We start from the raw sequence: 14,476 nt of genomic DNA on the forward strand, positions 1-14,476 counted from the left end.
TGATTTATAATGATTATTTGTCGTTTTTCATGTTGAGTGATAGTCCTAAAAATCTTAAGCTTTTCTCGTTTCAAATCTATTTAGAGTAAATCAGTCCAAATCTTCGCTTGCACATTACAAATGAGGGTTAAAGTGTGAGTAAAAAACGATTGAATAAGAAATAAAAAGCCTCTTATGAATCCTTTCAAACGCAAGGATTGTTGCGACATTAAGAGGAAAAAGTGTGTGGTGGTGTTAGTTTATAGCACTGACTTAAATTTTGATATGAATACGGTAAATATAGACAATGGAAAGTACCATATTTTTCTTAATTGATAGAGAAAAATATCTTTCCCAAAAGGTAGGTGAGGAAAAGAATCGATTAAATTGTGAAAATCCGCTTCGGTTTAAATAAACTTTTGTCGAGGGTGCCAATGGCAAGAAGTTGTTCTTTGTAGAGGACAAAAATCTCATCTTCGTCAAGAGGTACTTTGTGATGACTTAAGAGGATAGAATGCCCCTTTATAATTCTCTGTGCTTGAGTTTCATTAAGGATATAGTGAGGGAGGCAATCCAATGCAGCGCTTGTTTCAATTAAGAGCTCATCGAGTGTTGTGAAGTTTTTTTCAAAAGAACGATTATTTTCATCTGTAGTGTTTTTATTTGGCGGAACGGCCGCTTTTAGTTCGTCCCATGTAATGAGATCTTCTTCATCAAAAGGTGCGACGGAAATACGCCTTAAATCAGCAATATGCCCATAGCAACCTAGATCACGTCCCATATCGCGTGCTAAAGAGCGCACATAAGTTCCTTTTCCGCAGGTTATTTCAAAGACAGAGTGCTTTTTAGTAGGCATTTCTAATAATTTGAAAGTTTCTATTTCCACTTCACGGGGCGGAATTTCAACAACTTCCCCTTCACGCGCTAAATCATAGGCACGATTTCCGGCAATTTTTATTGCTGAAAATTGCGGAGGCGTTTGCAAAATAATACCTGTATATTGAGGAAGAAGAGCAAGTATTTCTTCTTGTGTTGGACGTTTGAGAGAAGTTTTCGTTATTTCGCCCTCTAGATCATCTGTTGAACGCTCTTCTCCCCAAGCGATATGAAAACGGTAAGTTTTTTTGCCTTGCATCACGTAAGGGACGGTTTTGGTTGCTTCGCCCAATGCAATGGGAAGAAGACCAGAAGCAAGAGGATCAAGTGTTCCTGCATGTCCTGCCTTTTGTGCATGAAAGAGCCATTTGATTTGTGAGACAGCTTCTGTTGATTTCATTCCTTTTGGTTTATCAAATATGACCCAGCCAGAAACAGGACGCCCTTTTTTTTTGTGTTGCCGTGCCATATCTTTAATCCTCATCTTTATCACTATGGTGAAGATCGCGTGCAACCTCAGGCGAGCGAAGGAGAGCATCAATTTTTGAAAAATTATCAAAACTATTATCAAGTCGGAAACGCAGTTCAGGCATATATTTCATTTGTCGCAACGCATGACTGATTTCTCCACGGAGAAAACGACTATGTTTATTGAGGGTATCAACAACATCGGTATGAGAAGCATTTTTAAGAGTGCTGAGAGGTGATACAAAGCAAGTAGCAATTTTTAAATCTGGTGACATACGTACTTCAGAGACAGAAATAACAATATCTTTCAAGATATCATCAAGCAAAATATCACGCTGTAATATATGCGCTATTGCATGACGTACTTGCTCTGCTACTCTAAGTTGCCGTTGTGATGGCCTTGCATTTTTCATCAAAGTTTTATCCTTGCTACAAGATCTCTTTTTTTGACCATTTAGATAAGGGAAAAGAGATATTGTGTATAAAACCTAATAACTTTCTTCATTTTACAACAGAGTAAAGTTATTGGATTATTTTATAATGTGCGATTAATATGTTCGATACGGAAGATCTCAATGATGTCTCCTGCGCGCATGTCTTCATAATTTTCAAAGGCTATTCCACATTCTTGACCACTTTGCACTTCATTGACTTCATCCTTAAAGCGCTTGAGTGTTTTCAGCTTTCCTTCGTGAATAACGATATTATCGCGGATAAGGCGAACACCGGCTCCTCGTTCTATTTTACCTTCTGTAACACGACATCCTGCAACTTTTCCAATTTTTGTAATGTTAAAGACTTCTAGAATTTCAGCATTACCAAGGAAAGTTTCACGCTGTTCTGGTGAGAGTAATCCAGACATGGCAGCCTTGATATCGTCAACAAGATCATAAATGATGTTGTAATAACGAATTTCAATTCCTTGTGTTTTAGCAAAATCACGTGCTTGCTTATTGGCTCGAACATTAAAACCAATTACAGCAGAGTTAGAAGCTTCCGCAAGAGAAATATCACTTTCGGTAATTCCTCCAGCACCAGAATGTACAATACGCGCACGAACCTCATCATTTCCGAGTTTTTCCAATGCTGAAGCGATTGCTTCAATTGATCCTTGCACATCCCCTTTTATAATAAGAGAAAATTCCTTAACACCAGTCGTTTGCAATTTTGTCATCATCTGCTCAAGAGAACCACGCGAACCAGTTTGCCGCGCAACAGCTTTATCACGTGCTAATCGTTGACGGTATTCAGAAATTTCACGCGCTTTTGCTTCATGTGTGACAACAGCAAAACGGTCTCCGGCTTGTGGCGTTCCTTGCATGCCTAAAATTTCAATCGGTGTAGAGGGAACGGCTTCTTTGACATGGCGGCCATGGTCATCAATCAAAGCACGCACACGACCCCATTCATTTCCGGCAACTATAATATCAGAAGGGTGTAATGTACCTTTTTGAACAAGAACTGTTGCAACAGATCCACGTCCGCGATCCAATTTGGCTTCAATGATAACGCCCTCTGCAGTTCGTTGAGAATCTGCTTTCAGATCAAGCATTTCAGCTTGAAGAAGGATAGCTTCGAGAAGTTTATCAAGATTTTGACCAGTTTTAGCAGAAACTTCAACGTCCAAAGTTTCTCCGCCCATAGTTTCAACAAACACTTCATGTTGTAAAAGTTCTGTACGCACTTTTTGTGCATTCGCAGCTGGTTTATCAATTTTGTTGATAGCAACAATGATAGGTACACCAGCGGCTTTCGCATGATTGATTGATTCAATCGTTTGGGGCATAACACTATCATCAGCGGCTACAACGAGAACAGCAATATCGGTAACACGAGCTCCACGTGCGCGCATAGCCGTAAATGCAGCATGTCCTGGTGTATCAATAAAGGTAATTTTTTGACCGTTTTGTTCTACTTGATAGGCACCAATATGCTGCGTAATACCTCCCGCTTCGCCAGAAACAACATTTGCTTTACGAATAGCATCCAAAAGAGAAGTTTTTCCGTGGTCAACATGGCCCATAATGGTTACAACAGGAGGGCGCTGCTGCATGTTTTGAGGATTATCTGTTATATTAAAGATACCTTCCTCTACGTCAGATTCTAAAACACGTTTAACAGTATGGCCAAATTCAACAGCGATGAGTTCGGCAACATCTGCATCAATAACATCGCCAGGTTTCATCATTTGTCCTTGTTTCATCAAGAATTTAATCACATCAACAGAACGCTCAGTCATACGTTGTGCGAGCTCTTGAATGGTAATCGTTTCAGGAAGAACAACTTCGCGAGAAATTTTTTCTCTTGGTTCTTGATTTTGTGCACGCTTAAACTTTTCCTGTCTACGCCGCATTGCAGCCATTGAGCGTCCACGTGCGCTTCCTTCTTCGTCCAGTGCACTATTCAGAGTTAGCTTTCCGCGTCGCCGCTCATCAGCTCCTTTGACAACTTTTGGTACACGTATTTCTGATTTAGCAGGATTAGCACGCCGACTATGCCGTTCTTCCTCTTTATTTTCATCTATTTTGCGTTTTTCAACCACAGTTGTGTTTTTAGGCGCAATAGGAATATCTGTCTGTTCAATGAGAGGAGGAACAGGTGGAGCCTGTACTGGCGATATTTCTTCTTCTTGTTGGAGATGTATTTCTTTTTCTTTAATTTCTTGCTGTAAAATTTCTTCACGCTCTTTAGCGCGTCTTGCTTCTTCTTCGGCTTGTTCTCGCGTTATTCTTTCTTGGATATGTGCTTCTTCTAATGCGCGAAGTCTCGCTTCCATTTCAGTTGATGAAAGATTGCTTTTGGTCATAGATTCTTGAGGCTTTTTTCCCTCAAAACGCGGCTTAGAGCGCTGGGCGGCCACATGCGGCTTTGTAATGGGCTGTGGGGTTTCAGCTTTTTCATCAGGTCGCGTAATTTTACGCCGTTTGGTTTCGACAACGACAGCCTTCGTACGGCCATGGCTAAAATTTTGTTTGACCGTGCTCGTTTCCAAGACAGACCGCTTGAGAGTTAGTGTCTTCTTGACTGTTGTTTTGTCGTTGTTATTTTCACTCATTGTATTTCCTTCACGGCTTGTGCCGTCATCTCACTAGGCTTACTATGCTTGTCGTCACGATAGCTGATCAATTTATATGTCGTTTTGAGAAATCCCTCAGCAGCTTTTGTGTCCAATAAGGCCGCGTGCATTACAGGATTAGAGCCAAAAGCCACTCGCATTTCATCACTTGTAAATAAAGATATGATTTTTATAGTCCGATTTGTTTGTTGTTGTATTGAATGGATGGCCTGTGCAATTTTTCGTTTCCCATCTTCTGTTGTTTCTTTAGCATGAAGTACAAGAATAACTTTACCAGAGCGGATAGCAGCATCAACCTTTGTTGCTCCCATAACAATTGCTCCCGCTTTTCGTGCCATAGAAAGGCTTGAAAGAGCAGCTTTTAGTAAAAGCGTATCAACAACATGCACAAGATTTGGTGCAACCTCAACATCTGTTTTAAAGTTTCTATGAAAAGCTTTCTGTTTGATTGCTTTCTCAATAACAGCATGATGGGCAGAAATCCAAACGCCACGCCCTGGTAAATTCGCTTTAAGATCAGGAACAATTTGGTTATTGGGACCAATAACAAAACGGATCAGCGTTTGTGCTGAAGCATTTTTTCTAGTCACAATGCAAGTCCGTTCATTCATTTAAAGTGTATCCACATCCAAATCATCTGTTTTTTCATTTTCTGCAGAATTTTCATCTTCTACAGGATTTTCTGTAACAAGATCAGCTTGGTCTATCCAGCCTGCTTGTACACGTGCGGCTAAAACCATAGCTTCTGCATCCGCGCGTGTAATGTCAAAAGGGGTTAAAATACCAGAAAAATTCTGTGTTTGACCTTCTTTGCGTTCTCTCCAACCAGCTAAATCATCAACGGCATAGCCAGCAAAGTCTTCTATTGTTTTTACACCATCCTCACCTACAGCAACCAACATAGCACTTGTCATTCCAGGAAGTGTTCGCAATTCGTCAGAAACTCCGAGTTTTTTGCGTTTTTCATCAAGTTCTTTTTCTTGATGATCAAGATATTCGCGGGCACGACTTTGGATTTCAGCGGCGGTATCATGGTCAAAACCATCAATAGAAGCGATTTCTTCAAGATCAATATAGGCGATTTCTTCAATAGAAGAAAAACCCTCTGATGCCATAACCTGCCCGATCATTTCGTCAACCTCTAAGGCTTCCATAAACAATTTACTCCGTTCAGTAAATTCTTTTTGACGATTTTCAGATTCTTCCTTTTCCGTTAAAATATCAATGTTCCATCCTGTTAGTTGCGAAGCCAAGCGAACATTTTGTCCACGTCGTCCAATAGCAAGGCTAAGTTGATCATCTGGCACAATAACTTCAATCCGTTCAGCATCTTCATCAAGGATGATTTTAGAAACTTCAGCAGGTTGCAGTGCATTAACGACAAATGTTGCCGCATCAGGCGACCAAGGAATAATATCAATTTTTTCGCCTTGTAATTCAGCAACAACAGCTTGTACGCGACTTCCTCGCATTCCAACGCATGCTCCAACAGGATCAATGGAACCATCGCGTGAAACAACGGCGATTTTAGCCCGTGAACCTGGATCACGAGCAACAGATTTGATTTCTATAATACCATCATAAATTTCTGGCACTTCCATAGTGAAAAGTTTTACCATAAATTGGGGATGTGTGCGTGAAAGGAAAATTTGCGGACCACGCGTTTCACGGTGTACATCATTGACAAAAGCACGAATACGATCTCCATAGCGGAATGATTCACGAGGAATTAATTCATCACGGCGCACAATAGCTTCACCACGCCCGAGATCAACGATAACATTACCATATTCCACACGCTTAACTGTACCAGAAATAATTTCACCAACTTTATTTTTGAATTCTTCATATTGCTGATCACGTTCTGCGTCGCGTACTTTTTGTACAATAACCTGTTTAGCAGATTGTGCTGCGATACGTCCAAAATCCATAGGAGGTAAAAGATCAGCAAAAAAATCACCAATTTTTGCTTCTGCTTGATGTTTAAGAGCATCAGACAAAGTAATTTCCGTTGTGTAGTCTTCAACGACATCAACGATTTTAAGCAGGCGCTGTAATTTAATTTCACCTGTTTTAGAATTGATTTCAGCACGGATATTTGTTTCTTGACCATAACGAGAACGTGCTGCTTTTTGAATAGCATCAGCCATCGCAGAAATGACAATTTCACGGTCGATTGACTTTTCACGTGCAACAGCATCTGCAATTTGCAGAATCTCAAGCCTGTTAGCGCTTGTAGCCATCAATTTTCTCCTTCTTTGTGCCACACGATGGGTATTTCCCAGTGATATTATTTTTTGAAATTGAGCGTCTGTATAGAGTCGTTAGCTTTCTCTTCAGCAATGAATTGTTGACTTAACTCTTTATTTTTTTTCAATGCATCGCGAATAAGCTCATCGGTAAGCACTAAATGCGCATTTATGATATCACAAAAGGAAATAGGGGTATACATGGCTTCTCCATAAGCAGCTTTATCAGTGTTTAAAATAAATCCATCTTGCGTGATATTTGTAAATGTCCCGCGAAATTTTCGGCGTCCATCAATTGTTATTTTGGTTTCAATTTTTGCAAGATGCCCTTGCCAATGAAAAAAGTCAGATTTTCTTACCAATGGACGATCAATTCCAGGTGATGAGATTTCTAAATGATATTTGCGTTCAATAACATTTTGTACATCAAGGAGGGGGGAAACAGTTCGACTAACAGTTTCACAGTCTTCTACGGTCATAGAACCATCGGCACGTTCAACCATAATTTGAAGTGTTAAACCATTTTGACCAAGAAGTTTCACACGAACCAAACGAAAACCTAAAGGTTTAAGTAGTGGTATGACAAGAGCAGCAACCTGTGCTTCGATACCATCTTCTTCAAACAGGCGTGGTTCGTCAAGATTGCTTATTTTTTCAGCTTCGTTCATACATTTTATCCAAGTTGTTTTCATCAGTTTTATGATATTAAAAAAGAGCGGGTCCAACGGCCCACCCTTCATCATAAGACCAAGAATTTAGCTATTGATACTCTTAAATTCAAAATTTTTCAAGTTGTTTATGAGAAAAGCGCTTGATCATTTATTTCTTGATAAAGGTAAGATAGGCGGGCGTCCGTCCTTCGCGTAAAGCTTTTGCTTCATAGCGGGTTCCTTTCCATAGTGGATAAGGGAGTTTCCAGTCTTGAGGGTTTTCTGCTTTCCATTCAAAGTGATCATGTTGTGCACAATGGTACAAAGTCCAGTTTACATAACTGTCGATATCACTAGCAAAGCGAAAAATTTTCCCTATTTTAAGAACACGAGCAAAACGGTTAAGATTTTTTGTGTTGATGAAACGTCGTTTCCAGTGTTTCTTTTTCGGCCAAGGATCAGGATAGAAGAGGTCTATTCCATCAAGCGAGTTATCAGGGAGCCAATCAAGGAGGCGTGTAGCATCATCATTATAGAGGCGAAGATGATTTTGATAGTTTTGATGCTGTTCAAGAGACAACAATATTTTTGCCATGCCATTGATAAAGGGCTCGACGCCGATAAAACCGGTTTTTGGAAAATATTCCATTTCATGAAGTAAATGTTCACCTCCACCAAAGCCGATTTCAAGTCGAATTTCTCTTACTTTGCTTGAAAATAAGGATGTAAGGTTTGAGGGAGGTGGGACATTTAAATCAATATTTAAATTGGGGAGAAGCATTTTTATACGTGTAAGATGACTGTTTCGAAGTTGTTTTCCTTGTCGGCGTCCAAAAAATGCTTCACTCTTGCGTGTATTATATTTAATCATGGGATTTGGATCATTGTTTGAAGCGTTTTCACGAGATCAGTTTTTTCCCATGAAAACGAACCATCGTGTTTTGGTTTTCGCCCAAAATGACCATAGGCAGCTGTTTTCGCATAAATAGGTTTATTGAGGTCAAGATGTTTTCGAATGCCGGTAGGTGAAAGGTCCATTATTTTGCGAATGGCTGCTTCAATAACTTTTTCATCGACTTTTCCTGTTCCGTGAAGATTGAGATAAATAGATAAAGGTTGTGCAATACCAATTGCATAAGAGAGTTGAATGGTGCATCGCTCTGCTAAATGAGCAGCAACAATATTTTTAGCCAGATAGCGTGCCGCATAGGCTGCAGAACGATCAACTTTTGTTGTATCTTTTCCTGAAAAAGCACCGCCTCCATGGGGTGCTGCACCTCCATAAGTATCCACAATAATTTTGCGTCCTGTTAATCCGGCATCGCTTTGAGGACCACCAATGACAAATTTTCCTGTTGGGTTAATATACCAACTGCATTGATCTGCAATGGGAATGTCATGTAAAGCTTGACGAATGTAAGGTTCAACCACTGTACGTACCTTGTTGGAATCCCAGCTTTCATCGAGGTGCTGCGTTGAAAGAACAATGGATGTGACCTCTATCGGTTTTCCATTTTTATAGCGTATGGTTATTTGGCTTTTAGCATCTGGTCCTAATTTTCCAGCTTCTCCCTCTCCTTTATGACGGGCTGTGGCAAGAAGTTTGAGAATTTTATGCGCATAATAAATCGGCGCAGGCATGAAATCAGGTGTTTCACGGCAAGCATATCCAAACATGATGCCTTGATCACCTGCTCCTTCTTCACCATGCCGATCCGTAGCATTATCAACTCCTCTTGCTATGTCAGCTGATTGAGGGCGCAAAAGAACATCAATTTTAACAGTTTTCCAATGGAAACCTGCTTGTTCATAGCCAATGGTACGAATAGCACGGCGCGCTGCTGTACGAAAACGCGTAGGATTAATGAGTGGAAAGCCAGTTTCATCATAGATAAATTCTTTATTTTTATCTTTTTTTAATAGCGTATCGGGAACACGCACTTCACCAGCGATAACAACACGGTTGACACTGACGAGAGTTTCACAGGCAACGCGTATTAACCATGGATCAGTACCAGTCTTTTCAGCTTCTTTATAGATCATATCAACGATTTCATCGGAAATACGATCACAAATTTTATCAGGATGTCCTTCCGATACCGATTCGCTCGTAAAAAGATAATCTTGATGCGGCATAGGAACTCCTTCAAAAAAGAAAATCAACGATTTAATTAATTGCTTACTAAAGTTGTCACGATTTGCTAATTCTACAGCAAATCGTCAATGAAAATTTATATGAATAAAAGAAAAAAGATATAATTTTAATTTATAGCTTATTTGTCAAATCTTCCTCAGAAAGTGCTTTTGCCAAGTCAATAATTTTTCGACGCACTTTAGCATCAGATATATTTGTAAAAGCGCGCATGAGCTGAATCCCTTCGCTGCTAGAACAAAAGTCTATAAAATTGTGATCACTTTCAGCAAAACCCTCTACTTGTTGGGAGGTAATACCTTTATCAAAAAAGTAAGAAACAGGAACATCCATAATTTCCGCTATCGCTTGAAGACGACTGGCACCAATACGGTTTGTTCCTTTTTCATATTTTTGGATTTGCTGAAAAGTAATTCCTAATTTTTCGCCTAGTTTCTCTTGAGTGAGTCCTAAAATATTACGACGTAAACGGATACGAGTTCCAACATAGATATCTATAGGGTCAGGTTTTTTTCTAGTTTCGGTCATAATGCAACTCTTTATTTCCAGCACGTTTCTTCTAAGCCAACATCATATTTATACGAAGCTGATTCATCATATAATTAAGATAATATGTAATATTTTTTCCCAATATTACTGGTACACGCAACATAATACCGTACAAAGGGCACTTGAATCATTTAAGCTGTTTTGTAGAACCAAAACCAACACGACACAATAGCATAAGGATGAATAAGATAAAAGTAGAGAAAGTTCTGTATTCATTGCTTCCTATAGGGGTAATGGATGATGGAACTTGTGAATCAATAATGCCCACAGCATCTTGTTGAAGAGCTACAACGATTCGTCCATAAGAATCAATAACAGCTGATATTCCATTATTGGCTGCTCGTATGAGGGGGATTCCCAGTTCAACGGCACGAAGTTGTGCTTGTTGAAGATGTTGATAGGGTCCAGGTGTTACACCAAACCATGCATCATTTGTAATATTAATAATTGCTTGAGGCGAGGAGCCTTTAAAAGTCATTTCATGGGGAAATATTGCTTCATAACAAATCAAGGGTAGATAAGAAAATCCGTTTGGCATTGTAACAATTTTGCGCACACTTGCAGCACTATATCCACCAATATTATCGGCAAGGGTACGCAATCCAATTTTTTTCAATAAATCCTGATAAGGAAGATACTCACCGAAAGGAACCAAATGAAGTTTATCGGAAGTATTTAAAATATTACCTTGAGCATTAATGACTGCAATTGTATTAAAATATTGTGTTTGGGAATGAGGTAGATCATTGCTGGCTCGTATTGCTCCGATAATAGCCCATTGTTTAGGTTTTAAAAGAGAGGCAATGCGCATTGTGATAGATGAGTTATCATAGAGAAGGTAAGGAACGGAAGCTTCGGGCCATACGATAAAATCGGGTTCTGAATTTTGGTCAGTTGTTGGCATTGCACTTAGATTCATATGCGCTTCCAACATAGCTTCTCGTGTATTATCACGCAATTTTATATTTTGTTGGATGGAAGGTTGAACAATGCGCACCCAATAAGAACTTTTTTGATTTTCAGCTGTGTTTTCTATAGTATGAAGACGATAAAACCCAAAACCACTGTGAATAAATATAAGTGATAAGCAGAGAGAAAGTGCTACTTTCTTTTTTTCATCTGTTAATAAAACAGTTGGCAAACTGTAGGCTAAGACAGCAAGAATATTCATTCCGTAAAGTCCCACGATTGCATCAGATTGCATGAACATTGGGGTTGGCATGGCTGTATAGCCAAGAGCATTCCATGGAAATCCTGTGAATAAAAACGCACGCAACCACTCGGCCAATCCTAATGCAAAGGCTAAAACAAAAAAGCGTGCTATTCCTTTTGTCCATAATAAACCAACAATGAAACCAGAAAAAAACCAATAAAGAGAAAGGTAGAGTGGAGGAACTAAAATGGCTAATGGGACTGCCCAACCAAAAGAATCTGGATCTGTTAACAAAGCATTGCATAGCCACCAAAGTCCGCAAATAAAATAACTAAAACCAAAGGTTCCACAGCTTAAAGCGTAAATAAAAAAATGTTTTTTATTGTTTTTTGCGGCCCGTATTGAGTCAAGTAAAACAATAAAGAGAGGGAAAGTTAAAAAGCAAAGAGGTGTCAAATAAAAGGGTGGAAGTGCAAAAGAAGTAAGAGCACCACACAGAAATATCCATGCTTGGCGCTTCCAACCGGTAACAGAGGACAAAAAAACGATGAAATTGTTTAAAAACGCTGGACTATTCTTTAGGGATGACATTGTTCTCAAGATTCTCATTTTTTGGAATGCGAAAAATACGCAATCGCTTAATCCGGCGTTTATCAGCTTCTAAAATACGAAATCTATAACCAGGTACAGCTTCGACAATTTCACCTTTGGCAGGAATGCGATCAAGAATGGAGACGATCAAACCACCAATCGTATCAACATCATCACCATATTCCCCTACGATAAAATCAGGACCAAGAGCTTTCTCCACATCTTCTAGTTCAGTTCTTGCATCAACGAGCCATTTATTGTTTGGTTCACGTACGATAGCATTGTCGACATTATCATGTTCATCTTCGATATCACCAACGACCAATTCAACAATATCCTCCATTGAAACGAGACCATCTGTTCCCCCATGTTCATCAATAACTAAAGCCATTTGAGTTCGTGTAGTTTGCATTCGTGTTAATAATTTACTTGCAAGCATGGAACTTGGAACAAAGAGAACAGTTCGGATCAGATCCAATTCACCGATTGGGGTATGTAAGTCTGTATGGTTTAATTGAAGCAAATCGGATTTCTGTTCGGTTTTTGTTGGGATGACAATAAAGCGTGTCATATAGTTAAGAATATCGCGGATGTGAATCATGCCGCGCGGATCATCTAAAGTTTCAGCATAAACAGGTAAGCGAGAATGACCAATTTTTGCGAAACATTTAAGGGTTTCTCCAAGTGAAGTGTTTATTTCCAGTGCTTCGATTTCAGAACGTGGTATCATAACATCATCCACGCGTGCTTCACGTAAGCGTAAAATATTATGTAACATAGTACGTTCTTCAGGTGAGAAGAGGGCAGTGTCTTTTTCATTGTCAGTCGTGAGTGCAACGGTAAGATCATCGCGCAGTGATGTAGACACACAATTACGACCCCGTAAGAATGAAAACAAATGATTCATCAGAGAATATTTTTCTGTATGATTCGTCTGTTGAGAGGTTTTTTTTTCATTATTAGAAGATGTTTGACTATTATTTTGTGCATTTGTTTTGTTTGTCATGGTTTTGAAATCTTCTAAACTTTCTTTTTATAATTAGGTGAATGAGAGGCTTTAAATGGTATGCTCGTAATATTGATTTTAAAAGTTAAATTTTATCATTTATAGACAATTCAGCGTAAGGATCTTTTATGGAAAGCTTTTGCAGAATTTCTCTTTCGAGCTTTTCCATTTGATATGCTTCATTATCAGTTTCATGGTCATAGCCAAGCAGATGCAAGATACCATGAACAATCATATGCGTTAAATGGTCTTGAAATGTTTTTCCTTGTTTTTCTGCTTCGAGAACAACAGTCTCTCGCGCAATAATAATATCACCGAGCATGGGACCAGGTCGATTTCCAGCTTTAAGTGGAAAAGCAGGAAAGGATAATACATTAGTAGATTTGTTTTTGTTGCGCCATTGTGCATTGATTTGTGCCATATGTTTATCATCCGTAAAAAGCAGGCTAATCTCGCTTACAACATTTGCCAATGAAACATGATGCATAGTCGTCATTAATGCTTTTTCAGTGATATTATAAAGCATTTTCTCATCATTCCACCCTGCGCTTTTAACCATTATATCAATAATAATCATGATGAATCAAATTCATTTTTTAATGCACCGCATGCGAATGATTTTTTTTTATTTTGTATTTCGGAATCGCGATCATAAGCACGAACGATAGCAGCAACAAGTGGATGGCGTATAACATCTTTTTCATCAAAATGTACAATCGCAATATTTTCTACATTTGAAAGAATGCGAATTGCTTCAATGAGACCTGATTTTTGCCCTGTAGGCAAATCAATTTGGCTTACGTCACCGGTAACAATCATACGTGTTCCTTCTCCAAGACGTGTGAGGAACATTTTCATTTGCATGGGCGTAGTATTTTGTGCCTCATCAAGAATAACAGCAGCATGGGCAAGTGTTCGTCCGCGCATAAAGGCAAGAGGAGCAATTTCTATGACACCAGAAGCTAAAATGCGTTCTATTTTTTCAGCGGGCATCATATCATAAAGAGCATCATAAAGTGGTCGTAAATATGGGTCGACTTTTTCTTTGAGATCACCGGGAAGAAAACCAAGATGTTCTCCAGCTTCAACAGCCGGACGTGAGAGAATAATTCGCTCAATGATACCACGTTCTAGAAGCATTGCAGCATGAGCAACAGCAAGATACGTTTTGCCTGTTCCTGCTGGTCCTACACCAAACACAAGTTCAGTATGCTCCATAGCGCGTATGTAAGCATCTTGTATTGGAGTTCTTGCATGAATTATTTTTTTATGGGTACTCAACCGTGCTGGTATACGTTTCGTTGCAGATTTGTGTGTTATTGTGTCTTCTTTCTGCTTCTTTGGTATATTTGCCATAGCAAGCGCTCCTTTTATATCTGATAAAGTGAGCTCTTGGTGTGTTTTGGCTCGTTCATAAAGTTGCTGCAATACATATTGCGCACGTTTTATAACAGAAATATTTCCACGGATTAAGACTTCATTACCACGCGGATGAATACTAAGTTCAAGTTTTTTTTCGATATAAGCGAGATTTTCGTCAAATTTACCAAAAACTGCTTTTGCATATTTATTATTTTCGAAAATCAAAACAACTTGGCTCGGATCTGAAGCGCTTGTTTGTTTCAAGGTATCAGCCTTTTCAAGGGACATATTTACTTTTTCTTTAATACGCTTTATTTTTTCGGTTGAAGCTTTCAGCCTATTCTCCATATCTACATAAATATTGC

General features: G+C 39.1%; 13 protein-coding genes. All 13 read right to left on the reverse strand.

From position 1 onward, the window contains the following. Positions 1–361: 361 nt before the first annotated feature. The 13 genes from truB to ACFIK8_RS03570 all read right to left on the reverse strand — a co-directional run bounded on the left by truB (position 362) and on the right by ACFIK8_RS03570 (position 14,447). Positions 362–1,324: a tRNA pseudouridine(55) synthase TruB gene (gene truB, locus ACFIK8_RS03510; protein WP_375635992.1), complete on the reverse strand. Its 963-nt coding sequence runs from the start codon at positions 1,322–1,324 to the stop codon at positions 362–364. Positions 1,325–1,328: 4 nt separating this feature from the next. Next, complete coding sequence (gene rbfA, locus ACFIK8_RS03515; protein ID WP_375635991.1) at positions 1,329–1,736, reverse strand: 30S ribosome-binding factor RbfA; 408 nt, start codon at positions 1,734–1,736, stop codon at positions 1,329–1,331. Positions 1,737–1,858: 122 nt separating this feature from the next. Continuing rightward, positions 1,859–4,378, reverse strand: a complete 2,520-nt coding sequence (gene infB, locus ACFIK8_RS03520) for a translation initiation factor IF-2 (protein ID WP_375635990.1) — start codon at positions 4,376–4,378, stop codon at positions 1,859–1,861. Further along, complete coding sequence (locus ACFIK8_RS03525; RefSeq protein WP_375635989.1) at positions 4,375–5,010, reverse strand: RNA-binding protein; 636 nt, start codon at positions 5,008–5,010, stop codon at positions 4,375–4,377. The genes infB and ACFIK8_RS03525 overlap by 4 nt, the downstream gene beginning before the upstream one ends. Then, the gene (nusA, locus tag ACFIK8_RS03530) at positions 5,011–6,642 is read right to left on the reverse strand and encodes a transcription termination factor NusA (RefSeq protein WP_375625637.1); all 1,632 of its coding nucleotides are present in this window, start codon (positions 6,640–6,642) and stop codon (positions 5,011–5,013) included. Between the two features lie 47 nt (positions 6,643–6,689). Further along, positions 6,690–7,340 carry a ribosome maturation factor RimP gene (gene rimP, locus ACFIK8_RS03535; RefSeq protein ID WP_375652677.1) on the reverse strand — a complete coding sequence of 217 codons (651 nt, stop codon included), beginning with the start codon at positions 7,338–7,340 and terminating at the stop codon, positions 6,690–6,692. Between the two features lie 127 nt (positions 7,341–7,467). Next, a complete protein-coding gene (locus tag ACFIK8_RS03540; protein ID WP_375635987.1) occupies positions 7,468–8,169 on the reverse strand; it encodes a tRNA (guanine(46)-N(7))-methyltransferase TrmB in 702 nt (233 codons plus the stop codon). Continuing rightward, a complete protein-coding gene (metK, locus tag ACFIK8_RS03545; RefSeq protein ID WP_273787797.1) occupies positions 8,166–9,434 on the reverse strand; it encodes a methionine adenosyltransferase in 1,269 nt (422 codons plus the stop codon). The genes ACFIK8_RS03540 and metK overlap by 4 nt, the downstream gene beginning before the upstream one ends. A 130-nt stretch (positions 9,435–9,564) precedes the next feature. Continuing rightward, positions 9,565–9,978, reverse strand: coding sequence for a helix-turn-helix domain-containing protein (locus ACFIK8_RS03550; RefSeq protein ID WP_012754634.1), 414 nt, complete (start codon positions 9,976–9,978; stop codon positions 9,565–9,567). Positions 9,979–10,126: 148 nt separating this feature from the next. Next, the gene (gene lnt, locus ACFIK8_RS03555) at positions 10,127–11,761 is read right to left on the reverse strand and encodes an apolipoprotein N-acyltransferase (RefSeq protein WP_375656053.1); all 1,635 of its coding nucleotides are present in this window, start codon (positions 11,759–11,761) and stop codon (positions 10,127–10,129) included. Continuing rightward, positions 11,724–12,749, reverse strand: coding sequence for a hemolysin family protein (locus ACFIK8_RS03560; RefSeq protein WP_375635985.1), 1,026 nt, complete (start codon positions 12,747–12,749; stop codon positions 11,724–11,726). The genes lnt and ACFIK8_RS03560 overlap by 38 nt, the downstream gene beginning before the upstream one ends. Positions 12,750–12,834: 85 nt before the next feature. Next, complete coding sequence (gene ybeY, locus ACFIK8_RS03565; protein WP_375635984.1) at positions 12,835–13,326, reverse strand: rRNA maturation RNase YbeY; 492 nt, start codon at positions 13,324–13,326, stop codon at positions 12,835–12,837. Further along, entirely contained in the window at positions 13,323–14,447 is a 1,125-nt protein-coding gene (locus tag ACFIK8_RS03570; protein WP_015857122.1) for a PhoH family protein, read from the reverse strand. The genes ybeY and ACFIK8_RS03570 overlap by 4 nt, the downstream gene beginning before the upstream one ends. Positions 14,448–14,476 lie beyond the last annotated feature (29 nt).

Source organism: Bartonella sp. MR168JLCBS (assembly GCF_042194175.1).